23 protein-coding genes are annotated in these 24,161 nt (G+C 63.0%); 12 read left to right on the top strand and 11 right to left on the bottom strand.

The window, feature by feature from the left end:
• The first annotated feature begins 3 nt into the window (after window positions 1-3).
• From AC3ANQ_RS02605 to AC3ANQ_RS02625, 5 genes are read left to right on the top strand one after another with little or no spacing between them, the layout of a single operon-like run.
• Window positions 4-738 carry a FadR/GntR family transcriptional regulator gene (locus AC3ANQ_RS02605; RefSeq protein ID WP_488303678.1) on the top strand — a complete coding sequence of 245 codons (735 nt, stop codon included), beginning with the start codon at window positions 4-6 and terminating at the stop codon, window positions 736-738.
• A complete protein-coding gene (locus AC3ANQ_RS02610) occupies window positions 735-2,147 on the top strand; it encodes a glutamine synthetase family protein (protein ID WP_488303679.1) in 1,413 nt (470 codons plus the stop codon). The genes AC3ANQ_RS02605 and AC3ANQ_RS02610 overlap by 4 nt, the downstream gene beginning before the upstream one ends.
• Window positions 2,148-2,150: 3 nt before the next feature.
• Window positions 2,151-2,957: a gamma-glutamyl-gamma-aminobutyrate hydrolase family protein gene (locus tag AC3ANQ_RS02615; protein WP_488303680.1), complete on the top strand. Its 807-nt coding sequence runs from the start codon at window positions 2,151-2,153 to the stop codon at window positions 2,955-2,957.
• Window positions 2,954-4,318, top strand: coding sequence for an aldehyde dehydrogenase family protein (locus AC3ANQ_RS02620; RefSeq protein WP_488303681.1), 1,365 nt, complete (start codon window positions 2,954-2,956; stop codon window positions 4,316-4,318). Before AC3ANQ_RS02615 ends, AC3ANQ_RS02620 begins: the two co-directional genes overlap by 4 nt.
• 42 nt (window positions 4,319-4,360) lie before the next feature.
• Entirely contained in the window at window positions 4,361-5,143 is a 783-nt protein-coding gene (locus AC3ANQ_RS02625) for a 3-oxoacyl-ACP reductase (protein WP_488303682.1), read from the top strand.
• Window positions 5,144-5,341: 198 nt separating this feature from the next.
• Here the strand turns inward: AC3ANQ_RS02625 and uraH are convergent, their stop codons facing one another.
• Window positions 5,342-5,683, bottom strand: a complete 342-nt coding sequence (gene uraH / locus AC3ANQ_RS02630) for a hydroxyisourate hydrolase (protein ID WP_488303683.1) — start codon at window positions 5,681-5,683, stop codon at window positions 5,342-5,344.
• On the bottom strand, window positions 5,680-6,210 hold the full coding sequence (uraD, locus tag AC3ANQ_RS02635) for a 2-oxo-4-hydroxy-4-carboxy-5-ureidoimidazoline decarboxylase (RefSeq protein ID WP_488303684.1): 531 nt from the start codon (window positions 6,208-6,210) through the stop codon (window positions 5,680-5,682). Before uraD ends, uraH begins: the two co-directional genes overlap by 4 nt.
• 456 nt (window positions 6,211-6,666) lie before the next feature.
• Between uraD and AC3ANQ_RS02640 the strand changes: the two genes are divergently transcribed.
• On the top strand, window positions 6,667-7,761 hold the full coding sequence (locus AC3ANQ_RS02640) for a pyridoxal-phosphate-dependent aminotransferase family protein (protein WP_488303685.1): 1,095 nt from the start codon (window positions 6,667-6,669) through the stop codon (window positions 7,759-7,761).
• 377 nt (window positions 7,762-8,138) lie between these two features.
• Here AC3ANQ_RS02640 and bcp read toward each other — a convergent pair whose 3' ends face one another.
• From bcp to AC3ANQ_RS02675, 7 genes are all read right to left on the bottom strand, one after another.
• Complete coding sequence (gene bcp / locus AC3ANQ_RS02645; protein WP_488303686.1) at window positions 8,139-8,606, bottom strand: thioredoxin-dependent thiol peroxidase; 468 nt, start codon at window positions 8,604-8,606, stop codon at window positions 8,139-8,141.
• 67 nt (window positions 8,607-8,673) lie between these two features.
• A complete protein-coding gene (locus AC3ANQ_RS02650) occupies window positions 8,674-9,351 on the bottom strand; it encodes a winged helix-turn-helix domain-containing protein (protein ID WP_488303687.1) in 678 nt (225 codons plus the stop codon).
• 10 nt (window positions 9,352-9,361) lie between these two features.
• A complete protein-coding gene (gene allB, locus AC3ANQ_RS02655; RefSeq protein ID WP_268020277.1) occupies window positions 9,362-10,723 on the bottom strand; it encodes an allantoinase AllB in 1,362 nt (453 codons plus the stop codon).
• Window positions 10,716-11,939, bottom strand: coding sequence for a glycerate kinase (locus tag AC3ANQ_RS02660; protein WP_488303688.1), 1,224 nt, complete (start codon window positions 11,937-11,939; stop codon window positions 10,716-10,718). The genes allB and AC3ANQ_RS02660 overlap by 8 nt, the downstream gene beginning before the upstream one ends.
• A 22-nt stretch (window positions 11,940-11,961) precedes the next feature.
• The gene (gcl, locus tag AC3ANQ_RS02665; protein ID WP_488303689.1) at window positions 11,962-13,740 is read right to left on the bottom strand and encodes a glyoxylate carboligase; all 1,779 of its coding nucleotides are present in this window, start codon (window positions 13,738-13,740) and stop codon (window positions 11,962-11,964) included.
• A gap of 149 nt (window positions 13,741-13,889) precedes the next feature.
• A complete protein-coding gene (locus AC3ANQ_RS02670; RefSeq protein ID WP_488303690.1) occupies window positions 13,890-14,768 on the bottom strand; it encodes a 2-hydroxy-3-oxopropionate reductase in 879 nt (292 codons plus the stop codon).
• A gap of 120 nt (window positions 14,769-14,888) precedes the next feature.
• Window positions 14,889-15,692: a hydroxypyruvate isomerase family protein gene (locus AC3ANQ_RS02675; protein ID WP_488303691.1), complete on the bottom strand. Its 804-nt coding sequence runs from the start codon at window positions 15,690-15,692 to the stop codon at window positions 14,889-14,891.
• Window positions 15,693-16,048: 356 nt separating this feature from the next.
• Here AC3ANQ_RS02675 and AC3ANQ_RS02680 point away from each other — a divergent pair, with 356 nt between their 5' ends.
• From AC3ANQ_RS02680 to AC3ANQ_RS02695, 4 genes are all read left to right on the top strand, one after another.
• The gene (locus tag AC3ANQ_RS02680) at window positions 16,049-16,369 is read left to right on the top strand and encodes a hypothetical protein (RefSeq protein ID WP_488303692.1); all 321 of its coding nucleotides are present in this window, start codon (window positions 16,049-16,051) and stop codon (window positions 16,367-16,369) included.
• 33 nt (window positions 16,370-16,402) lie between these two features.
• Complete coding sequence (locus tag AC3ANQ_RS02685; protein ID WP_488303693.1) at window positions 16,403-17,395, top strand: hypothetical protein; 993 nt, start codon at window positions 16,403-16,405, stop codon at window positions 17,393-17,395.
• A gap of 164 nt (window positions 17,396-17,559) precedes the next feature.
• Window positions 17,560-19,122: an IS21 family transposase gene (gene istA, locus AC3ANQ_RS02690; protein ID WP_488303694.1), complete on the top strand. Its 1,563-nt coding sequence runs from the start codon at window positions 17,560-17,562 to the stop codon at window positions 19,120-19,122.
• On the top strand, window positions 19,119-19,865 hold the full coding sequence (locus AC3ANQ_RS02695) for an ATP-binding protein (protein ID WP_488303695.1): 747 nt from the start codon (window positions 19,119-19,121) through the stop codon (window positions 19,863-19,865). Before istA ends, AC3ANQ_RS02695 begins: the two co-directional genes overlap by 4 nt.
• Before the next feature lie 101 nt (window positions 19,866-19,966).
• Here the strand turns inward: AC3ANQ_RS02695 and AC3ANQ_RS02700 are convergent, their stop codons facing one another.
• Window positions 19,967-20,476: a GNAT family N-acetyltransferase gene (locus tag AC3ANQ_RS02700; RefSeq protein ID WP_488303696.1), complete on the bottom strand. Its 510-nt coding sequence runs from the start codon at window positions 20,474-20,476 to the stop codon at window positions 19,967-19,969.
• The gene (locus AC3ANQ_RS02705; RefSeq protein WP_488303697.1) at window positions 20,473-20,760 is read right to left on the bottom strand and encodes a type II toxin-antitoxin system TacA family antitoxin; all 288 of its coding nucleotides are present in this window, start codon (window positions 20,758-20,760) and stop codon (window positions 20,473-20,475) included. Before AC3ANQ_RS02705 ends, AC3ANQ_RS02700 begins: the two co-directional genes overlap by 4 nt.
• A gap of 1,006 nt (window positions 20,761-21,766) precedes the next feature.
• Between AC3ANQ_RS02705 and mpaB the strand changes: the two genes are divergently transcribed.
• Together mpaB and mpaD are read left to right on the top strand one after the other, a co-directional pair.
• Window positions 21,767-22,789, top strand: coding sequence for a daptide biosynthesis RiPP recognition protein (gene mpaB, locus AC3ANQ_RS02710; RefSeq protein ID WP_488303698.1), 1,023 nt, complete (start codon window positions 21,767-21,769; stop codon window positions 22,787-22,789).
• A 54-nt stretch (window positions 22,790-22,843) separates the two neighbouring features.
• A complete protein-coding gene (gene mpaD / locus AC3ANQ_RS02715) occupies window positions 22,844-24,133 on the top strand; it encodes a daptide-type RiPP biosynthesis aminotransferase (protein ID WP_488303699.1) in 1,290 nt (429 codons plus the stop codon).
• The last annotated feature ends 28 nt before the right edge of the window (window positions 24,134-24,161 follow it).

Here is a 24,161-nt window from a genome sequence, read left to right on the forward strand (position 1 = left end):
ACCATGTTGTTCGCCGAACCGATTGAATCCCCCCTGCTGGAGACGGTCTTGCTTCCCGTGCGCGGACACATGGCCTTCGAATCGTGTGTGGAGCACTTGGGGTCCGCCATTCAACTGGGCATCTTCAAAACCGGCGAGCGGCTACCCCCGGAGCGCGACCTGGCCGAGCGCATGCAGGTCTCCCGGGCGACGTTGCGGGAAGCGATCAGCGCATTGCGCGCCGCCGGCTTCGTCACGACCGTCCGCGGAAGGGGTGGCGGAACCATCGTCGAACCCGTTGGCAACGCCCGTCCGCCGGAGCGTCTCGACAACAAGGACCGGCAAGAGGAGATCAGCGACATTCTCATCTTCCGTTCGGTGATTGAACCCGGAGCCTGCCAGCGGGCTGCCTCGCTCCGGCTGAGCGAGGATCAGCGGCGGCTTCTCACTGATTCGCTGGCGGAGGTTGAAAACGCGCGTTCACCGGTGGAATACAGGCAAGCAGACGCCCGCCTTCACCTGGCTTTTTCCGCCGTTGCGGGCTCGTCCGAACTCAACAAAGCCAACACCACCATCCAGACAAAGATCCACGAGTTCCTGGCGGAAATCCCCTTTCTGCAACGGAACATCGAACATTCAAACCAAGAACATCGATTGATAGTGCAGGCCATCCTCGACGGCGAGCCTGCCGCGGCCCGAAGCGTCATGGAATTGCATTGCGAGTCCACTGCCGCACTACTCAAGGGACTACTGAAATGAGCAGCACCATGAACGACATTTCGAACACTGTGGGTACAACTGTCCACCCTCGCAATGACCGTATGCTCACCGTTGAGCAACTCAAAGCGCAGATTGGCGACGGCGTCATAGACACCGTGATCCTCGGCTTCACCGACATGCAAGGCAGGCTGCAGGGCAAGCTCCTTCATGCGCAATTCTTCCTGGATTCCGTCCTGGAGCACGGCACCGAAGGCTGCAACTACCTCCTCGCCGTTGACACCGAGATGAACACTGTGGACGGCTATGACATTTCTTCGTGGGACAAAGGCTATGGCGACATGGTCTTCGACATGGATTTGGACACCGTCCGCATCCTTCCCTACCGCGAGGGAAGCGCGTTGATCCAATGCGATTTGTCTATGACCGACGGCACTCCGGTCTCGGTTTCACCGCGCGCCATGCTCAAGCGCCAGGCGGCCAAAGCGGCCGAGCACGGATGGAAGGCGCTTGCCGGAACCGAGCTTGAGTTTGTGGTCTACAACGACTCCTACGAGCAGGCATGGGATCTGGATTACAAGCACCTCACTCCTGCCAATCAATACAACGTGGACTACTCGCTCTTGGGATCCGGCCGGGTGGAACCGCTGCTTCGCCGGATCCGGAACGAGATGTACGCGGCCGGCATGACCGTGGAGTCCGCCAAGGGCGAATGCAACTTGGGCCAGCACGAGATCGCGTTTAAGTTCGATGAAGTGGTGACCACCGCGGACAACCATTCCGTCTACAAGACCGCCGCCAAGGACATCGCCCACGACATGGGCCAATCCATTACTTTCATGGCCAAGCCCAACGAGCGCGAGGGCAATTCCTGCCACATCCACCTGTCCCTTCGTGGACTCGACGACGAGCTGGTCTTTTGGGACAAGGCCACCGGCGCCCGAACCAAAACCTACGATCACTTCATCGCTGGAGTGCTTGCCACGATGCGGGAGTTCACGCTTTTCTACGCCCCCAACATCAACTCCTACAAGCGGTTCGTCAAAGGATCGTTCGCTCCGACGGCGGTAGCCTGGGGCCTCGACAACCGCACGTGCTCAGTGCGTCTGGTAGGGCATGGTCAAAGCGCGCGGCTGGAAAACCGACTGCCGGGTGGGGACGTCAACCCGTACTTGGCACTCTCGGCCATGCTTGCCGGCGGGCTTTACGGAATCGAAAATGAGCTCGAACTCGAACCGGCAACCATTGGCAGTGCTTACACTTCGGGCGCTCCCACCGTGCCGACGACGCTGCGTGAGGCCCGGGAACTATTCGCCAACTCGGTGATCGCCAAGGAAGTCTTCGGTGAGGAAGTGGTGCGGCACTACGTGAATTACGCCGACGTCGAACTGGCAGCTTTTGAGTCCGCCATCACGGACTGGGAGCTCCGCCGCGGTTTTGAAAGGCTGTAGGCAATGACTCAGAACCAGACGCCCGCCCCGGTCGCGGAATCAAACCGGCCGCCTCGCATCGCCTTGACCACCTACCTTCAAAACGCGAAGTGGGGGGTTTGGGACGCAACAGCGGCAGTTCTGCCAGGCGCATATTTGGAAGCAGTCGTAGCGGCCGGCGGCACACCTCTCCTTCTGCCGCCTATCGGCACCGATACTTCCGTACTTGACCTGGTGGATGGCCTCATTGTGGTGGGCGGGGCCGACGTCGATCCCGGAAACTACGACGCCGAGCCTCACCCAAGCACTCGCAGTCAGCCCGAGCGGGACGAGCACGACATCGCGCTGACGCTGGCCGCTTTGGAGAAGGGCATTCCTCTTTTCGCGATCTGCCGCGGTGCGCAAATCCTGAACGTGGCCTTGGGCGGAAACCTCATCCAGCATGTGCCGGACGTGCTGCCCGAGGCGAATTACCAACCCGCGCCAGGGGTCCACGGCGAGGTTGAGTTCGGTACTCGGCCGGGGAGCATCATCGCGGAGCTACTCGGCGAGCGGGCATCGGCGCCCGTCTACCACCACCAAATTCTGGACCGGGTTGCAGACGGACTTTGCGTCACTGCGTATGCAACGGACGGCACGATTGAGGCTGTCGAGTCCACCCAGGGAAGCTGGGCGCTTGGCGTTCAATTTCACCCGGAACAAAACCCCTCCGATCTGCGCCTCTTTGAAGGATTCATCGAATCCGCCCGACGCTACCGGGACGGCGAACCCTACGCTGACCGCCTCGACCCATCGACGCAGTTCAAACCAACAGAAAAGAGCCGGGCGTGAGTGCCACAACTTTTGACATCATAAATCCGGCCACCGAAGAATTCCTTCAAACCGTTGAGCTCACATCGCTCGCGGAGACTGACGCCCTGATTGCCCGCGCGGCCGCCGCCTTTGAGTCCTGGCGGAAAGTGTCGCCGTCGGACCGGGCACTGCTCTTGCGCCGGTTCGCGGCCGCCGTCGACGCCGATCTGGAAAACCTCGCGCAACTGGAAGTCCGCAACGCGGGACATACGATTGGCAACGCCCGCTGGGAAGCGGGCAATGCGCGCGACGTCATCAGCTACTACTCGGCGGCCCCTGAGCGGCATTTTGGGCGGCAGATCCCCGTTGCCGGAGGCCTGGATGTGACGTTCCACGAGCCGCTGGGTGTCGTGGGCATTATTGTCCCCTGGAACTTTCCCATGCCGATCGCGGCGTGGGGCTTCGCACCGGCACTCGCGGCAGGCAACACGGTGGTCCTCAAACCAGCAGAACTTACGCCGCTGACGGCAATCAGGCTGGGTGAGCTGGCGCGCGAGGCTGGACTGCCAGACGGCGTGCTGACCATCATCCCGGGAAAGGGGTCCGTGGTGGGCGCGCGCTTCGTGACCCACCCCGCGGTGCGAAAGGTCGTCTTTACGGGGTCCACCGGGGTTGGCAAGCAGATCATGGCCGGTTGTGCCGACCAAGTGAAGCGAGTGACCCTCGAGTTGGGTGGCAAAAGCGCGAACATCGTGTTCGCCGACGCCGACCTTCCGGCTGCAGCAGCCGCAGCCCCCGGAGGTGCGTTCGACAACGCCGGCCAGGACTGCTGCGCCAGGTCTCGGATCCTGGTGGAAAAGTCTGCGTACGATGCCTTTCTTGAACTCTTGGAACCCGCCGTTCGAGCTGTCAAAGTTGGCGACCCGTCGGATGAAAGCACCGTTATGGGGCCCTTGATTTCCGCCCGGCAGCGAGAAACCGTCGCGGGGTTTGTGCCTTCGGGGGCACCCATAGCCTTCCAGGGCGAGGTTCCCGAAGGGCCCGGTTTCTGGTTCCCGCCCACCGTTCTGGCTCCCGATTCGTTTGACGATCCGGCGGTGCGTGAGGAGATCTTCGGACCGGTCGTCGTCGTCGTACCCTTCAACGATGAGGCGGACGCCGTAAGGCTTGCCAATGACACCGAATACGGCCTCTCCGGTTCCATCTGGACGCAAGACATCGGCCGGGCCCTGCGCGTGGCCCGCGGAGTGGATGCCGGAAACCTCTCGGTGAACTCCCACTCTTCAGTCCGGTATTCGACGCCGTTCGGCGGCTTCAAGCAGTCGGGCCTGGGCCGCGAACTCGGTCCAGACGCGCTCGATTCCTTCAGCGAAGTAAAAAACGTTTTCATCGCACACTGACCCCCAAACTTTGGAAGCCTCATCATTCAAGGAGAGATCACCATGACCGAATTCATTTCAAACCGACTCAAGGACCGTACTGCCGTCATCACCGGCGGCGGGAGCGGGATCGGCTTGGCCACGGCAAAGCGTTTCGCCTCGGAAGGTGCCAATGTGGTCATCGCCGATATCGATCCGGCAGCCGGAGAAGCAGCTGCGGCCGCCGTCGATGGCATCTTCGTGAAGGTCAATGTCACGGACGAGCAGGAAGTCATCAACCTCTTCGCCGCCGCCAAGAGCCACTATGGCAGCTTGGATATCGCCTTCAACAATGCAGGCATTTCGCCGCCGGACGATGCATCCATCCTCGACACCGGAATTGAAGCCTGGCGCCGGGTCCAGGAGGTCAACCTGACCAGCGTCTATTACTGCTGCAAATACGCACTGCCGTACATGTTGGAGCAGGGCAAGGGCTCGATCATCAACACCGCGTCCTTTGTAGCCGTGATGGGTGCGGCCACTTCGCAGATCTCCTACAGCGCTTCCAAGGGGGGAGTGCTGGCCATGACCCGTGAACTGGGAGTCGAATTCGCGCGTAAGGGTGTGCGAATCAACGCACTATGCCCGGGGCCGGTCAACACTCCGTTGCTGAAGGAACTTTTCGCCTCCGATCCGGAGCGGGCCGCGCGCCGCTTGGTCCACGTGCCCTTGGGACGTTTCGCAGAGCCTGAGGAACTGGCCGCCGCCGTCGCCTTCCTGGCGAGCGACGACGCGTCGTTCATTACCGCATCGACCTTCATGGTTGACGGCGGCATCTCCGGAGCTTACGTCACCCCGATCGACTAGCGGGGGCGTTCAGGTGCGTCGATTGCTCCGCAACGGTCCTTTTGGGACCCCAAAACGACTGTTAAGTGGGCCCCCGCCGGCGAGGGCCCCGGCCTGAGCTTGCGAAGGCTGGGAGCCGGTGGGTGGGCCCACACCGGCGAGGGCCCCGGCCTGAGCTTGCGAAGGTTGGGAGCCGGTGGGGAGCAATCGACGGAAGAGCTAGCTTCCCCGATACGTGGAGAACGCGAAGGGGCTGAGCAGCAACGGCACGTGGTAGTGCTCGCCGGCGTCGGACACCGTGAAGCTCAAGTCCACTTCCGGGAAAAAGGTGTCGACGCCTTGTGACTTGTAATACGGACCGGTCGCAAAGTTCAGCCGGTAGCTGCCGCCGTCGACCCTTTCAGGGCCCAGATCCTTGATCCGGCCATCCGCGTCGGTGGTGCCGCTAGCTACGTGCCTCCAGTTGTCGCCGTCGCGCACTGAGAGAACGACGGCGACGCCCGCCGCCGGGCGGCCGGAGCCGGTGTCCAGGATGTGGGTGGTTATCTGGGAAACGCTCATTTGTTGGGCACTCCTTCGCTGATCGCGCTGGACTCATTGATCACGCCGGCAATCCGCAGCAACGCGATTTCGCGCAACTGTCCGGCCACGATGACGTCCTCTTCTTCCGCGGTGTGGGTCAACCGTTCCTGAAGGGTCGCCAGGATTTCCCCGGCAGTCCGGCCCGCGGCGCGGATCAGGAAGACACGGCCGAACTTTGCCTCGTACTTGCGGTTGCCTTCGGCCAAAGCAGTGACGACGCCGTCGTCGCCCGGGTCGACGCCGGCCTGTTCGGAGCGGGACATCGCGGCTTCGGTGGTCTGGGCCTTGGGCCGTTCGCCGATCCGAGGGTGGTGGGCCATGGCGGCGGCCACTTCGTCCGACGTGAACGGCTCGGCAGTTTCCCGGGCGAAGTGGAGCAGGGAGTCCAGGCTACTGAAAGGGCGCGCATCGGCGATGTGCTCCACCCAGCGCTGGATGTCGAGGCATGGGCGGAGGACGTTGATGGCGTCCGCACGGTCCACGCTGTTGAATACTTCAAGCTGCATGCTTGTTCATTCCTCGTGCGAGTGCTGGCATCCATGGTGTTGGCTATGCGGAACTCCGGCGATTCCTGCCGGATGGGCCTGCGCGTCTCTGCACCTCAGGCCTTCCACATCATGGAACTGTTATTTCAGCATACGTAATAGTGAATCCAAAGACCGCCGTGGTGTCAAGAGAATACCGCAGGTACGCCCCTCCCGCCCTCCGACGCTCACTCACCTTTGGTTGCGTTTACCGAAACGGCTCGCTCGCCTTTGGTGGCGTTTACCGAAACGCTCGCTCACCTTTGGTGGCGTTTCCCGAAACGCTCGCTCGCCTTTGGTGGCGTTTCCCGAAACGCTCGCTCGCCTTTGGTGGCGTTTCCCGAAACGCTCGCTCGCCTGTGGTGTCGTTTCCCGAAACGCTCGCTCGCCTTTGCGGTCTGTTGGACAATGTCAGCAACGAGCCAAAGGAGTTCCGCCATGCCAGAGGTCCTGACTTCCCGGTATCTCCTCGGGCCGGGTCCCAGCAATTGCTATCCGGAAGTGACTGCCGCGCTGGCCTATCCGGTGATCGGGCATCTCGATCCCGTGTTCATCGAGCGCCTTGATCGGACATGCGCGGGGCTTCGGACGGTGTGGGGGACTCGGAACGCCCGCACATTGCCGCTGAGCGCCACCGGCTCCGGCGGGATGGAAGCGGCCTTTGTTAATACAGTGTCCGACGGCGACGTCGCAGTGATTGCCGTCAACGGCCTTTTCGGGGAGCGTATGTGCGAGGTCGCCCGGCGCTGCGGTGCCACGGTAGTGCGCGTCGACCACGAATGGGGCCAGCCCGTGGATGCCGAGCGGGTCCTCGCCGCGCACCCGCATCCCAAGGTGATAGCCGCCGTCCATGCCGAAACGTCCACAGGTGTCCTGTCCGGCGTCGCGCCCCTCGGCGCAGGCAAAGGCGATGCTCTCTTGATCGTGGACGCGGTGACGTCCATCGGCGGACTGGAGCTGCTGGCTGACGAGTGGGGGATCGACGTCGGCTATGCCGGCACGCAGAAGTGTTTGGGAACGCCCCCTGGTTTGTCGCCATTCACGGTGTCCGAGCGTGCGTTCGACCGGCGAATCAAGGAACCGCGTTCGTGGTACCTGGATATCGGTCTTCTCGGCGGGTACGTGGGGGCGGCGAGCGGCAGCCGGACCTATCACCACACTGCGCCGGTGACCATGATCGCCGGGCTCGAGGCTGGACTGGACCGCATCCTCGCCGAGGGGCTCGCGGCCGTTCAGGCGCGGCACCGCGCAGCCGGGGCCGAGCTGCGCGATGGCCTTGAAGCGATGGGGCTCGAGTTGTTTGCCGCCGAGGGCTCGCGATTGCCGAGCCTCACCACGGTCAAAGTGCCCGACGGCGTGGACTCGGCTGCCGTTCGCGCTTACCTTCTGGAGAACTTCAGTATGGAAATCGGCTCCGGGGCCGGTGCGTTCACGTCGACCGTTTGGCGGATCGGCATGATGGGTCCGAATGCAAACAGGGCATCGGTGAAGCTGGTCCTGGGCGCGTTGGAAGAAGCGATCGCGAAAGCCTGACGCTCGATCACATATCGGCGTCAATCCCCGGACGCTCGCTCACCTATGACGGTCAATTCCAGAACGCTCGCTCACCTCTGGGCAGAAAGTTCGGAATCCTCCTGCAGATCGTCTGCAGGGGTTCTCCATCTCGGCGTCATATGTGAGCGTGCGTCACGCCAAACGGCACCACACATGAGCGAGCGTCCCGCCGGGAGTCGCCGTATGTGAGCGGGCGTCCGGCTGGAAGGCGTTATATGTGAGCGAGCGTCCCGCCCGGAGTCGTCATATGTGAGCGGGGGTTGGCCCGGAGGGCGACATATGTGAGGGAGGGTCGGTCTGGAAGGCCTCATATGTGAGCGGGCGTCCGGCTGGAAGGCGTTATATGTGAGCGAGCGTCACAGCCCGAGTTCGGCCTTCAGCGCTGCCACGTGGCCCTGGGCCTTCACCTGGTACTGGGTCAGCTTGACCTTGCCTTCGCCGTCGAGCACTACGGTGGAACGGACCAGGCCGTCCACCACTTCGCCGTCCACGAGCTTCTCGCCCCAGGCACCGTAAGCCAGCGCCACCGCGTGGTCTTCGTCGGAGAGGAGCGGGAAGGTCAGGGAGAAGTCGCCGGCGAAGCGTGCGATCTTTTCCGGGGCGTCGGGGGAGATGCCCAGGACTTCGTAACCGGAGGACTGCAGGCTGGAGAGGCTGTCGCGGAAGTCGCAGGCCTCGGTGGTGCAGCCAGGTGTGGCGGCTTCGGGGTAGAAGTACACGATGACGTTGCGTCCGCGGTAATCGGACAGGGAGACCTTCTGGCCTTCGGAGTTAAGCAGCGCAAAATCGGGGGCCTGGGTTCCGGCGAGGAGTTTCTGGGTCATGTTTCGATCCTTGACTTGTCGGGCAACCGCCGTGGCCGGCGATCAATCTATTGGTGTAACGGGCTGCCTAGATGCAGTATTCCGCGGGTCCGCGGACTGTGGAGCCTGGTCCGGGCACGAACTGGTAGCCGCCTCCACGCACAGTGGCGATGACATGGCGGGCTGAGCCCAGCTTGCGCCGGACGCGTCCAACATACACGTCGATCGACCGGAATGCCGCGCCGGGACAGTCAAGTGACTCCAAAAAACGTTGCAATTCTTCACGTGGGATTGCTCGGGACAGGTTTTCCACGAGGTAGCGAAGAAGGCTGTGTTCCATCGCCGTGAAGCTGACCGGGACACCGTCCAGGAGAACGGTGTCCGCGGCCAGGTCCACTGCCACGCTGCTGCGCCGGCCAGCCAGGGAGACAGGAGACGGAGCGGCGGGGCGGTTTCCGGCGTCGGACGCTTCGGGCGGAGTGCCACCGCCGGAGGCGCCGAAACCACCGGACGTTGCGGCTCCGGCGGCGGGCCAAAGGAGGACTTCCGCCCCCGGAGCAAGCTTGCGGGCCCGGGCCAGGACCGCTTCAGCGGCCCGGGCCCAAACCTCGGGATCGACATCCCGGCCTTCGCCGGGCTGCACCCACAGGGCCAGGCCACGCGGGTGCAGGCCGGGCCGAAGCGCGGAAGGCCGGGCGGCCTGGTGCCGCGAGGCGTTGAGCCGTGCGGGCAGTTGCCCGTACGGGGCATGGACGTTGACGGCCATGGCCGTGGCCTTACACGCCGCCGCGGCGAATCAGCTTGCCGCTGGGCGTCCGGCCGTCGATCTCGTTGCCGCGCAGGTACGTTTTGCGTACGACGCCGGAGAGCGCCTTGCCGTCGTACGGCGTGATCGGGTTCTTGTGCTTGAGTTTCTTGACGTCGACGACGAACGCGTCGTCCGGCGCGAAGATGGAGAAATCGGCGTCGTAGCCGAGCGCCAGCTGGCCTTTGTTGTGCAGGCGGGCCAACGCTGCAGGCTTCTCGGACATCCAGGACACCACCTGCTCCAGGGAGATTCCGCGGTGCCGGGCCTCGGTCCAGATCAGCGAGAGCCCCAGCTGGAGGGAAGAGACGCCGCCCCAGGCCACGGCGAAGTCGCCGTTTTCCAGGTCCTTCAGGTCAAGGGTCGAGGGCGAATGGTCCGAGACGATGCAGTCGATGGTGCCGTCCTGCAGACCCTGCCAGAGCAGCTCGCGGTTGGAGGCCTCGCGGATGGGCGGGCAGCACTTGTACGCGGTGGCGCCGTCGGGGATTTCCTCGGCCATGAGCGTCAGGTAGTGCGGGCAGGTCTCCACGGTGAGGTGCACGCCGTCGCGCTTTGCCGTGGCGATCATGGGCAGCGCGTCCGAGGACGAGAGATGCAGGATGTGCGCGCGAGCACCGGTCCAGCGGGCGCGTTCGATCACCTCGGCGATGGCTTTGTTCTCGGCGCCGCGGGGGCGGGAGGCAAGGAAAGTGGAGTAGTGTGCGCCGCCGGGGTGGGGGGCGTGGTCGATTGAGTGGGAGTCCTCGGCGTGGACGATCATGAGGGAGTCGAAGGACTTGAGCTCGGCCATGTCCTCTTCCATCTCGTCCGCGTCCAGGTGCGGGAACTCGTCCACGCCGGAGTGGAGGAGGAAGCATTTGAAGCCGAACACGCCCTCGTCGTGCAGCGGGCGGAGGTCTTTCTTGTTGCCCGGGATGGCACCGCCCCAGAATCCGACGTCCACGAACGCCTGGTCCTCGGCTACTTCGCGCTTGAGCTTGAGGCCGTCCACGTTGGTGGTGGGCGGGATGGAGTTCAGCGGCATGTCGATGATGGTGGTGACGCCGCCGGCTGCGGCAGCACGGGTGGCGGAGGCGAAGCCTTCCCATTCGGTACGGCCGGGTTCGTTGACGTGCACGTGGGTGTCCACCAGGCCGGGAATGAGGGTTTCGTCGTCGGCGAGTTCAATGATCTCGGTGCCCTGCAGGCCGTTGCCGAGCGGTTCGATCGCGACGATCACGCCGTTGCGGACGCCGACTTCGCGGGCGGTGATGCCTGCGGTGGTGAGGATGCGCTGGCCGCGGATGACCAAGTCAAACGGGCCGTGTGCTGTGGTGGTTTCTTCAGACATGGAGTTGCTCCTTGGTCTCGGTTCGCGCTGCGTCTTGGGTGGGTGCCGATTTTTCAGATAGGCGCACGCCGATGTGCTTACCCAATTCTTCAAGCAGCGGCCCTGCTTCAGCTATACATTTCTCTACATTGGATTCGAGCCCGGTCAACGCGTGGACCGATTCGAAACCGGACTCCGAAACTTGTTCCGGGCTCAGCGTACTGCGGCCGCAGACGGCAATCACAGGGACGCCGGAACGCGCTGCTGCCCGCGCCACGCCCATGGGCGTTTTGCCGAGCAGGCTCTGTTCGTCGAGACTGCCTTCGCCGGTAATCACCAGGTCCGCGCCCGCCAGCCGGTGCTCGAGTTCAGTGAATTCGAGGACGACGTCGATGCCCGGTCTGCGTGCCGCGCCCAGCGCCGCGATGGCGATGTAGCCGACGCCGCCTGCCGCACCCGCGCCCGGGGCCTGTGCGGCGTCCTGGGCTTCGGGGCCGATCTCGCTGGCGAGGACCCGCACGAAGTGGGCCAAGGCGGCGTCGAGCGAGGCGACGTCGTCCGGCGTCGCGCCCTTCTGCGGTCCGAAGATCGCGGCGGCGCCGGTGCGGCCCAAAAGGGGATTGTCGACGTCGGACGCGAGGACGAACTCGGTGACCTCCAAGCGGACGTCGAGGTTCGAGAAGTCGATCCGGTCCAGCCGGGCCAAAGCGGCCCCGCCGCCGGGGAGTTCCTGGCCGTCAGCGTCGAGGAGGGCCGCGCCGAGGCCCTGCAGGACGCCGGCGCCGCCGTCGGTATTGGCACTGCCGCCGACGCCGAGGATGATGTGCCGGCAGCCCAGGTCCAGGGCGGCGCGGATGAGTTCGCCCGTGCCCAGGCTCGTGGAGCTCTTGGCCGTTTCGGGGTTCGGGGCGCTGCCGTCGCCGAAGCCTGACAGTACCGCGAGTCCGGAGGCCGCCGCCATTTCAATGACTGCTTCCTCGCCGCGGACGGCGAACTCTGCCTTGATCGGCTGGCCCGTGGGGCCGGTGACCGTGGCGCTGCGGCGGGTGAAGCCGGAGCCGACGGCGGCGTCGAGAGTCCCCTCGCCGCCGTCGGCCACTGGAATGAGCGTGGTCTCAATGCCCTGGCCCGGGCGGCTGGCCGCAAAGCCAGCCCGCAGTCCGGCGCTCAAGCGGCTGGCGACCTCGGGAGCGGACAGCGATCCCTTGAACTTGTCCGGGGCTATGACCACACGCATTCCGTGCCTCCTTCAGTCCTTACTAGTCCAGCAGGGCGATGATCGACGTGGGGGCGTCCGCGCCACGCTCGGCCAGTTCTTCGAACTCGTTCACGCCGTTGATTTCAACACCCATGGAGATGTTGGTGACTTTTTCCAGGATCACTTCAACCACCACGGGAACCTTGAACTCGCCCATGAGTGCCTTGGCCTTGTCGAAGGCGGCAGGCAGGTCGGACGGGTTCTCCACGCGGATGGCCTTGCAGCCCAGGCCTTCGGCCACCTTGACGTGGTCCACGCCGTAGCCGTTTGTCTCGGGGCTGTTGATGTTCTCGAACGCCAGGGACACGTTCTGTTCCATGTTGAAGCCGCGCTGGGACTGGCGGATCAAGCCCAGGTACGAGTTGTTCACCACCACGTGGATGTACGGCAGGTTGAACTGTGCGCCCACGGCCAGTTCTTCGATCATGAACTGGAAGTCGTAGTCACCGGACAGGGCAACAACGGTCTCGTCCGGCTTGCCGCGGACAACGCCCAGGGCGGCTGGTGCTGTCCAGCCCAAGGGACCTGCCTGGCCGGCATTGATCCACTTGCGCGGGCCGAAGACGTGCAGCAGCTGTGCGCCGGCGATCTGCGACAGGCCGATGGTGGACACGTAGGTGGTGTCCTTGCCGAAGGCCTTGTTCATCTCTTCGTATACGCGCTGCGGCTTGATCGGTACGTTCTCGAAGTGGGTCTTGCGCTGCAGGGAACCCTTGCGGGCGATGCATTCGGCAACCCAAGCGGAGTAGTCCGGCAGCGACTTGGCTGCCTGACGCTCGCGGGCCAGCTCGATCAGCCCGTCCAGCGCCGCACCGGCGTCGGACGCGATGCCGAAGTCCGGCGAGAACACGCGGCCGATCTGCGTCGGCTCGATGTCGATGTGCACGAACTTACGGCCGGCCGTGTAGGTGTCCAGGCCGCCGGTATGGCGGTTGGCCCAACGGTTGCCGATGCCGATCACGAAGTCCGAGGCCAGCATGGTCTCGTTGCCGTAGCGGTGCGAGGTCTGCAGGCCCACCATGCCGGCCATCAACACGTGGTCGTCGGGAATGGTGCCCCAGCCCATCAGGGTGGGGATGACCGGAACGTTCAGCAGTTCGGCCAGCTCAACCAGCTGCGCGGAGGCGCCGGCGTTGATGATGCCGCCGCCTGCAACGATCAGCGGGCGCTCGGCCGAGGTGAGCATGTCCAGTGCCCTTTCCAGCTGCTTGCGGCTGGCCTTCGGCTTCTCGACGGCGATTGGCTCGCAAGCGTCGATGTCGAACTCGATCTCGGCCATCTGCACGTCGAACGGCAGGTCCAGCAGGACCGGGCCCGGACGCCCGGAGCGCATCAGCTGGAAGGCCTTCTGGAAGGCGCCCGGAACCTGGCCCGGTTCCATGATGGTCATGGCCATCTTGGTGACCGGCTTGGCGATGGACTCGATGTCCACGGCCTGGAAGTCTTCCTTGTGCAGCTTGGCAACGGGGGCCTGGCCGGTGATGCAGAGCATGGGGATGGAATCTGCCCAAGCCGCGTACAGACCGGTGATCATGTCCGTTCCTGCGGGGCCCGAGGTGCCGATGCAGATACCGATGTTTCCGTCCGCTGCACGGGAGTAGCCGTCAGCCATGTGGCTGGCGCCTTCAACGTGGCGAGCCAGGGTGTGGCGGATGCCGCCGTGGGCCCGCATCGCGGAATAGAAGGGGTTGATTGCCGCGCCTGGCAGGCCGAACGCCTCGATGGCGCCTTCCTTTGCCAAGATGGCGACGGCTGCGTCTACAGTGCGCATCTTCGTCATGGTGTGCTCCTTGAAAAGTCTGTTTTTGCCCGCTGCGGGCGGCTTTTGGGTGTGTCTGGGGGAGCCGGCGTCGGAAGTGCCCGACGCCGGCTGCTGGTTTTCGCTTGTTTCCGCCCTATAGGGGCGGGCGGCTTACTTGCGGCCCGGCTTTACTTTCGGCCGCTGAGCTGAAGGACCTGCTTGAAAAGGCCGGAGTGGTCGAGTCCGCCGTCGCCCTGGTTGACAGTGGCGGCCACGAGCTGTGCGACGACGGCGCCGAGCGGGATTGCGACGTTGGCTTCACGGGCCGCGGAGGTGACGATACCGAGGTCCTTGTTGTGGAGCGCCAGGCGGAAGCCGGGGTCGAAGTTGCGGTCGAGCATCTTCTGGCCCTTCTGGTCGAGGACCTTGGAGCCGGCCAAGCCGCCGCCGAGGACCTTGAGAGCCGCGTCGGTGTCCACGCCGTAGGCCTCAAGGAAGGCGATAGCCTCGCCGAGGACCTCGATGTTGACGGCCACGATCAGCTGGTTGGCTGCCTTGACGGTTTGGCCGGAGCCGGAGGGGCCGACGTGGACGATCGTCTTGCCGACGGCGTTGAGGACATCCTGTGCTGCTTCGAAGTCGGCTGCGTCGCCGCCAACCATGATCGAAAGGACGGCGTCGATAGCGCCCTGCTCGCCACCGGAAACCGGGGCGTCGAGCGGGCGGATACCGGCTGCGACGGCGTCTGCCGACAGGCGGGCTGCGACGTCCGGACGGATGCTGCTCGCGTCGATCCAGAGGGTGCCATTCTTCGCGTTGGCGAAGACACCATCCGCACCGCTCACAACACCTTCGACGTCGGGGGAGTCCGGCACCATGGTGATGACGACGTCGGCGTCCTTGACGGCGTCGGCGATGCTCGTGGCACCCTTGCCGCCTTCGGAGACGAGCTTGTCGATCTTGTCCTGGCTGCGGTTGAAACCGGTGACGGTGTGGCCGGCCTTGACCAGGTTGATGGCCATGGGGAGGCCCATGATTCCGAGTCCGATAACTGCAACGTTGCTCATGATTTTCCTTACTGAAGTCTTTTTAGCTCAGGTGTGCTGGACCCAACTAGCTCGCAGTTGATGTCGTTTTGAGGGCTCTAAACGACATCAACTGCTACTCAGTTGGGCCGAGGGGGTTCGCTAGTGGGAGGTGGCGCGCTGGCGGATGGCCCAGCTGAAGGCTGTTTCTTGCGGTTCCTTGTATTCGAGGCCGATGTAGCCGGCATAGCCGAGTTCGCGGCTGCGGGCGATCCATTCGCCGAGGGGAAGCTCACCGGTTCCGGGAGCCCCGCGGCCGGGGTTGTCGGCGATCTGGATGTGGCCGAAGTCCTTGGCGTGGTTCTCGATGACGGCTGCGACGTCGTCCCCGTTGACTGCCAGGTGGTAGAAGTCGGCGAGGAGCTTGACGTTCGTTGCGCCGGATTCTTCCTTCACGCGGGCTATCACCTTGAGGGCGTCGGCGGCCTTGAGGAGCGGGTATTTGGGGGCGCCGCTGACGGGCTCGAGGAGGACCGTGCCGCCGATGCGTGCGACGCCTTCTGCAGCGCTGGCCAGGTTCTCGGCGCCGATGGCGTCCTGCTTCTCAGCGGATTCGCCGTCCACGCGGTTGCCGTAGAGGGCGTTGAATGCCTTGCAGCCTAGACGCTCGCCGATGCCTGCGACAACGTCGATGTTGTCCAGGAATTCGGAGGAGCGGGCTGGCCAGGACACCAGGCCGCGGTCGCCGCCCGGCATATTGCCTGCGTTGAAGTTCAGGCCTGTGAGCTGAACGCCAGCGTCCTTGATGGCGTTCTCGAACTCGTTGATCTGGGCGTCCGACGGGACGGAAGTCTCAAAGGGCCACCAGAATTCGACGGCGTCAAAGCCAGCAGCCTTCGCGGCCGCGGGGCGCTCGAGCAGGGGCAGCTCCGTCAGGAGGATGGAGCAGTTCACTGTGTACGTCATCGTAGGTGTCCTTCCGGGGAGGGCTTGGGATCTATGTTCCGCTTGGCTCTTGGTTGCTTGCCTCGATTGCTGTGGCAAGTTTCCGCCTTGTGGAATTTAGATTCTGCTTTATGAAAAGTTTAGGGAAGGAGGGGGTGTGAGTCAAGGGGGTGTGTGGATGGAAGGAATTTGGGATACCAGCGTGCTACTGGGTGTGCGGACTGCAGATCGGTCTTGTGGGCCAAAGCGGAAGGGCAGGCTAGACGTGGCTTCTGTAAACGCGACAAGCTCGGATGGGGGATCCCCGGTGATGCGCCAATCGCGAGCAGGTGGATACCGCAGCCGTAAGATGATTGAGGGATGCAAAGGGGTAGCTCGTGATTGGCAGCGTTGGCAATGTCCGAATCATGCTTGACTTGGCATCAAACTGCGCCGACGGCGGACATATTGCCTGCGGTAATCCCGCGGCTTGTGTGGAATTCGTCGCGTGGGCCCGCCAGGAGATGGATGCATACCGGTCCGCCGCACAGTTCGACCTTATGGGTCACGTGACTGAAGTCGAAGGGCCGAGCGCAATGACTTCAACGGCCGCGTTGTTAGGCTGCGTCGAGTCCAGCATGCTGATGGAGCCATGGGTGGCGCGCGGGTTGAAGAGGTCGATATGGGCGACGGCTGCTCTTGCTCGCCTGGCGGAGTGAGGGATCCCTGCCGATTCTGTTGTGCGGACGCACATGGCGCAGCCGGTGCGGAGAAAGATCGCCCTGCACATTGCAATCGCCTGGTCTTATGAGCAGAGGGAGAAGACGCGAGAGGGAATCCCCTATCAAGCGCTTGCATGGCTCGAACGCTTCGAGGATACGATCGATATGAAAGCCCCGGACGCTCCCGCCACTTTTGTCGATGTTCTAATCGCGGCTTCTACAGGTAGGTTTCGACGGGTAATTGCCGATTGGGTACGTACCACCGCGGTTGCGCACATCATCGACTGGCGTGTCGACGATCCATTGACGGTTGAGGCACCGCTGGGTTCGATGTCAGTATCAGGGGGAGCGAGTGCAACGCAGTGGCTGTTTGATCGCTTCACGAAGCCCTTCATGCATGAATGGCAAAGTGAGTCCGTCTCATGGGAGCTGAGTTTTGCCCTAGAGCCCTTAGAAACGGCACGGAGGAGCGGAATGGACATTCGTTGGCTTAAGGAGCGACCAACTTCAGTAGCGCTTGCAACGAACACTCTCGTGCACCAACACACTCTCTGGCACGATGAGCCTGACCTGATTCTAAGTGGCGTGTCCGAGGCCGACGTGATCGAAGACATATTGCATCTTATTGACTCTGGTGAACTTAGGGGTGCGCAGGAACTTGCCGCCGAGGTGGCAACCAGAAACCCTGGCAGCTTCGCGCTTCGGCGGCTGTGTGCATTTACGTTGATACCAACCGAACCTGTAAGAGCTCGCCGAATGTTCGCGGATAATTCCGATTCAACCGACGCATGGCTTGGTCAAATTAATCTTGCTTGTTGCCTTATTGCTGAGCACAAGCTCTTGGCGGCACTGACTTTGCTGTCGGAGATAGATCCTGCCGACTTGACGGGTAAGGGTGGATGGCTGTGGGTTCCCGAGTCGCTGAGTTCGGGCCAACCCTCTGTCCGGGGGTGTCAAGCGACCGAATGGCTAACGGAGACAATTTCATATCTCGAGTCGGTTTCTTCCGCTGCCGAGAAATGAGTGAATATTCGCGCTGTTGGGGTCCATCTGTCGTGTGTTTGGGGGCCGGTGGGCAGAGCGCGCAGTAGCGGTCTTGGGTGCCGGTAGTGGCGTGCCTGGGGGCCACCAAGTTTAGGCTCCTTCCGTCGTGTGTATAGGGCGCACGGCGGAAGGAGTAATCATCAATGGTACGGAAGATCAGAGCGAAGCTCGTGTTGCAGTTGCGCGCCGAAGGCCTGTCGGGCCGGGCGATCGCGGCATCGCAGGGAATGTCGCGGAAGAGCATCACGGCGGTGCTGGAGGCTGCCGATGCGGCCGGTGTGGTTTGGGACGATATCGCCGACAGCTCGGATCGCGAGGTGTATGCCCGGTTGTTCCCGGGGCGCGGTGAGCATCAAAGCGTGTTCGCGCAGCCGGACTGGGACCAGGTCCACCGGGAGATGGCCCGGGTCGGGGTGACGCTGAAGCTGCTGCATGGCGAGTACGCCGATTCATGCTCCGCTGCCGGTGAGCCGATGATGGGCTATGACCGGTTCTGCCGGACCTACCAGCGGCATGTGTTGGTAACGGGGGCGGCGTCGCGGGTCGGGCACAAGGCCGGGCAGACGGTGGAGGTCGACTGGTCGGGGCCCACGATGCAGTTGGCCGATCCGGTCACGGGCAAGGCCAGGACCGTGTATCTGTTCGTGGCATGCCTGCCTTTCAGCCGGTATGCGTTCGTCGAACCCGCCCTGGACATGAAGCAGGACACCTGGTTGCGAGCCCACGTGGCGATGTTCGAGGCGTTCACCGGTTCGGTGCCGCGGATCGTGCCGGACAATCTGAAGACCGGGGTCATCAAGCATCCCCGCGAGGGCGAGGTCGTGCTCAATGACGCTTACCGCGAGATGGCGGCGCACTATTCAGCGGCGGTGCTGCCCGGACGTGTCAGAGCACCGAAGGATAAGGCCAGCGTGGAAAACACGGTCGCCCACGTGGCTACCTGGATCATCGCCGGGCTGCGTCAGCGGCAATTCACTTCGTTGCCGGAGCTCCGGGCCGCCATCATCGAGCGGGTGGCGGCCTACAATGCGGAGCCGTTCCAGAAGCGGCCCGGGTCCAGGGCCAGCGTGTTCGCAGCCGAGGAGCAGCCGCTGCTGACGGGGTTGCCGGCGGCGGCCTACGAGATCAGCAGATGGGCATACGGGCGCCGGGTTGGCCGGAACGGGCACGTGGTCTGGGAGAGGAACTACTACTCGGTGCCCTTTGCCAATATCGGCACCACGGTGGACCTGCGCATCACCGACCGGGTGATTCAGGCCTACCGGGGAACCGAACGGCTGACCAGCCACCTGCTGCTGCCCGAGGGCGCGGCCAACGAGTACCGCACCAACGACGCCGACCTGCCCGCCGGCGAGAAATACCGGCAGTGGGATGCGGCCCGGGTGCGGGAGTGGGCCGGACGGCTCGGCCCGGCAGCGGTGACCGTGGTCAACCGGATCTTCGAGTCCGTCCCGGTCGACGAGCAGGGCCTGGACGCGGCACTGGCCGTGTTGCGGCTCTCCCGGCGTTACTCGGCCGAACGGGTCGAGGCGGCCTGCCGGCTTGCGTTGGCAGGCCGGTTGCGGTCCCCGCGGTATGCGCATCTGCAGCCGATCCTGGCCACAGAGCAGGACAAAGCCGCCGGTCTCAGGCCGCCAAGGGATGAACCGGTCGAACACGGCGGATACGTCCGCGGCGCCGAATACTACGCAGGTGGTGCAAGGTGAGCGGGATCGATATCGAAACCAAACGCAAGCTCCGTGAGATGGGCGCCACCCCGATGCTGGAGGCGCTCGAGGCCCAGGACGAGACGCTCGTGCTCGGCATGGCCTTCGAGGAACGGCTGCGGCTGGTCGTGGACGAGGCCCACTCCGGGTTCAATCACGCCAAGGTCGAGGGACTGATCCGGCGCGCCGGGCTGCGCTACCCGGGCGCGGATCTGCGCCGGCTCGACCTCGTGGACGAGCGTGGTCTGGACCGGAACGTGATCGCCCAGCTCGGCACGTGTTCGTTCATCGAACGGCAGCAGAACGTCGTGTTTCAGGGATTCACCGGATCCGGGAAGTCCTACCTGGGGTGCGCGCTGGCGAAGCAGGCCTGCCAGCACCGGATCCGGGCCCACTACGTCCGCATGCCCGACCTTGAGGAAGCCTGGGTGCTGGCAAAAGACAAGCCACAGGGACAAACCAAATTCCTGAACAAGTACGCGGCCTTCACCCTGCTCGTGATCGACGAATGGCTTCTAGACCACCCCGACGAGGGCATGCGCAGCATGCTGCTGGAACTGCTGGAGCGCCGGTACGACACAGCATCAACCGTGTTCTGCACCCAGTACGCCAAGAAAGACTGGCACCAGCGGCTCGGCTCCGGGGTCCACGCCGATGCGATCATGGACCGCATCGTGCACAACACCATCTGGGTCGATACCGGCAACCACAACATGCGCCAACACGCCACCATGAAGCAGTAAGAAAACGTCGGTGGGGGCCTGTGGCCCCACAACCCCGGCCGCTGGCCCCCACCGGCAATATCAATGGCCCCGAAAGGCAATATCGAGTGGCTTCCAAACCTTCAAATACTCAATGAGCTTCTAATTGATTTCATTGGGATCATTAACTGTAGATCTGCGACGGGGGACCTGAAGCAGTCGGTGTGGCGCTCATAGAAGGCACGAGCGGTCTCATCTCTTGCGTGGATGAGAACCGCTCGTGCCCCAACGGATTCACTGATTGTCGCCGCTCGCAATAGTGCGTCTTGCAGGAGGCCAACTCCTAATCCCTGACCCTTATGGCTTTCGTTTACCGCCAATCTGGCGAGAAGGACGCACGGTATATCAGCGGGGACTCCCCCCTTGGTGATTTCCCGGTGAGCGTTCGCCTTTGCCACTCCGGCTACAGCAATCGAATAGAACCCAACCACGCGGCTGTCTTCGCACGTAACGTATGTGATGGCGTTATTCGCGCGAAGATTCTCATAGGCGAAGCGACGGAACCAGTCGTCGATCTCTGCAGCCCCAGAGGTGAATTCGCTGCAGTCATCGTTTCGTTCAAGCTTGCGCGGGGCGCAAGGGTTGCTGGTCAATTGTCCGGGCCGCTAAAGGGGCTGGGTCGACTGGCTAGGGCATCGAGTTTCGAAGTGGAAGACATCGGTGCGTCCAGCAGCCTATTAAACTCTGCCCATTGTGTTTCATTTAGCATGAACCATCGTCGATCAGCCAATACCCGTTCAGCCTCCATGCTGGCGCTCTCGAGGATGAAGTCCGTCATCGAGCGGTCGGTAGCCTCGGCGGCTCGTTTGATTAAGTTCTCTTGCCGGGCCGTAGCGCGCACGGCGATGCGCTGATTTTTGCTGTTCTTGGTTTCCATGATTCGCTCCCTTTGCGTACGTACAGTGTGCGTACGTTGATGCAAGGTTGTCAATATGAGTTGTGTCTCTCTGCAATAAGTATCCCGCCGTGGGTTGGAAGCTCAGCAGCCTGCTGCAGTCGGCACACCGTTAGCCCTGTACGGCAATGGTTGCGTCGAGTTGTGCATGTTCTACGCTAAGTCTGGGGCCTCGGTCGAGAACGATGGAACGTCCTCTCCTGACCGCCAGCTCCTCAGCCACAGAGTGGATGTCCGACAGGCCCGCAAAACTTCTGGTAAGGAGCCGCCACACGATTCCGCTAGATAGCTCAGTTCACGGCTCTTCGTTGAGTGCAGGACCGGGCAGGTAGGGCCGGGCTTGCGTGGAGTGCAGGGTTCGGCAAACAAAAATGGCCCTTGGCGTATGGCCCGCCTCTCCTGGCGTGCCTGAGAAAGGTGTCGCACGGGGACGCGGCGATGCCCCGGAGTGAAGGTGGCCAGCGCGTTCCCCTACTGAGTCGGGCCTATTCGATACCTAATCCGCCAGAATCCTAACCATTTCCGCAGCAGCCAGCACCTACGGCCGATGAGACGCCGAGGGTTATAACCTACGAGCCAGACACGCGTCCCGAGGTCTCAAGCCTAGTCTTGGCGGCTGCCCTCTGTCTGTACCGAGATACCTGGCGGCTCCATCCGCCTTGGCCTCGGTCTGGCTTGCCTTCGCCTGGGGTACAAGAAGGGTCTCGGGAAAGCTCAATAGGGATCAACTCCGGCGCCCATCACGATCGGATGAAAAACCCATCTAGGTGCAAACCGTCGATTTACACCTAGGCCCGCCGTCAGCCACACCTAGATTGAGCGATCCCACCCCTAATTCCGGTCTCCGGGCACCTAGTTTCACCCATCTCACCACCTAGGTCCGTTTTGGCGTCATAGTCTCCTTCACGAGGACGGACCCCGTTAGACCGAGTGTCGGCGGGCCGCCCAGACGAACGCACGCAGCGGACAACTTATTGGGGGTTGGGAATTGAAGCTGAGTCAGCAACAGACCATTGCAGCAGCTGTGGACCAGTGGATTACGGGGATTCCCGGGCGAATACCGGATCATGCCATCTTCGTTGAGAACCCCGCACATGAGTCGTTTGCAAAGGAACTTGCCGGCGAGCAGTCGATCGTCCTTGTGCTTGACGGCGGCGGGGAAGATGACGCGGTCATCCCAGTCTCCGGGTTCTTCAATGTCGCAGGTGAAGAACTCTTGGTTGGTGGAACCCTCAGTCTGGAGATCCAGGACTATGTGGCCATTCCGTTCGTCAATCTCATCGGCGTCACGGTAGTCAGGATTACCACGGCTGAAGACTGGCAGGCCTTCTTCGATGACGCAGAAGAATCCCGACGATCGGGCTACTTCGTGCGACAGCTCACCGAAGTGAACGCCGTTCTTGCCGAGCGGGGCCTTTTGGACGGCAGCCCGGCTATCGGTTCCTCGCTGGCAAGGCTCCACGTCGCTCGAGACGGAAGAGTACTCAGCGGACCCTACGGAACCCAGATCGGTTGGGTCGGCGACTCCTTGGCCGACATTCACAACAGGTGCCGCTCGCTCCAACCGGAGTCTTCGCTCGCTTCCGTCTGTGACGTTGAGGTGATTCGTAAGTCCCTTGACTCCAGGCCTTGGATTCCCCGGTATTTGGCTGCATTGGATGCCTGGAAGTTCATTCCCCAGGGCAATCGCGCAGACACTACGCTGGTCGGTTTCGGTGCCAGCCTCTACGGCGCATCGCCCACTGATGATCTCCCATCACCACGCGCACCATTCATCATCCACAGGGGAGGAGAGCACACGCTCTTAGACACTGCGTCTGGACGCACTTTCAGACTCGGACCTGATGCCGCCGCGATCATCGAGGCACTCTCGAATCTGCGGGATGTCCAAGCCGCTGCGTCCGCCGTAGCAGCCCCGCTGGGCATTTCCGCAGCGTTTGCCGAGGAATCCGCACGAGTGATTCTCACGCAGTTCGAACAGGCAGGCGTGGACGTTTTCGGCGCCAGCTGAATTCCGAACCTTCACTTTGCCGGCCACCCGTCGAACTCAAAGGACTAACAACCGATGACCGCAGCACCTGACCGTGCCACACCCAGCACTCAGCTCCCGCTCTGGATTCCCCTGATTGCGCAGCACGATTTCCCCGTCGAGAGCCATACCGCTGTCAGCGCCCACGGCGTCCACGTGGCTTTTGAAGACGGGCGACGCCGCCTTTGCGCAAGGAGCGGACTGTGGAATGCCAACCTCGGCTACGGCAATCCGCGTATTGCCGAGGGAATCGCTACGGAACTTGAAGCTGCGTCCTACCTTCCGTTGTTCAGGACGGCGCATCGCAAAGCGATCGAGGCGGCCAACGCACTGCTCTCACTCCCTGCCCACCGCTTTCAGCGGGTGGTCTTCTCCACCTCCGGGGGAGCTGCCAACGACGCCGGTATGAAGCTCGCGCGCCAATACTTCGTCCTGGACGGACAACCCGAGCGAAAAATCATCGTAGGCCTGACCGGCAGCTATCACGGGCTCACCTACGGGAGCCAGGCCCTCAGCGGTGACGACCTCGGTCAGGCCGTCTACGGTGTCGACCGCCGCAATATCCGGCACATCAGATTCGATGACGGGGGCGCCGAACTGGCGCAATTGATGCTAAGGGAAGGGCGCAGGGTCGCCGCGGTCATCGTCGAACCGGTCCTCGGATCCGGTGCGGACGTTGTGCCGGAAAGCTTCCTGGACTCATTGTTGAAGCTCCGGGAGGAACACGGCTTTCTGGTTATGGCGGACGAGGTGGCCACCGGATTCGGGCGGGTGAATTCCTGGTTCGTTTCTGATGAGTGGCCGTCGGCTCCGGACGTCATCGTGACGTCGAAGGCCATGACGAACGGCACCAGCGCGTGCGCCGCACTTCTGATCGGACAGCGGATAACGGAGAAGTTCGATTCCACCGAATCTGTCTTTGTCCACGGAGAGACCCAAGCAGGAACTCCGGCCACCTGCGCCGCCATTCTTTCGACCATCGACGAAATGAAAAGGCTGGATCATGGCGGCCTCACAGCGGCGGTCTCGGCTGGACTCGATGATCTCATCGGCCGACTCCAGGGCATCCCCGGCGTCGGTACGGCCACCGGTCGGGGCTGCATGCGGGCCATCAAGCTGCAAACAGTGGACGGATTGCCATTGTCACCCAGCGGTGTCCTGGCCATCGTCAGGCGTATTCACCAGGCCGGAGCGATCGTCCAGCCCGGCCCAAGCCGGATCCAGCTCCTGCCGGCTTTGGTATTCACGAAGGAAAACTTCGAGGAACTCCACGCGGCCATCGCAGCGGGGCTCAGCGCAGCCCGTCGGGACGGGGCCTTCGCGTGATCGCAGACCGGACCTGGAAGACTCGCTG

This window comes from Arthrobacter sp. DMZ02-1R (assembly GCF_057747935.1).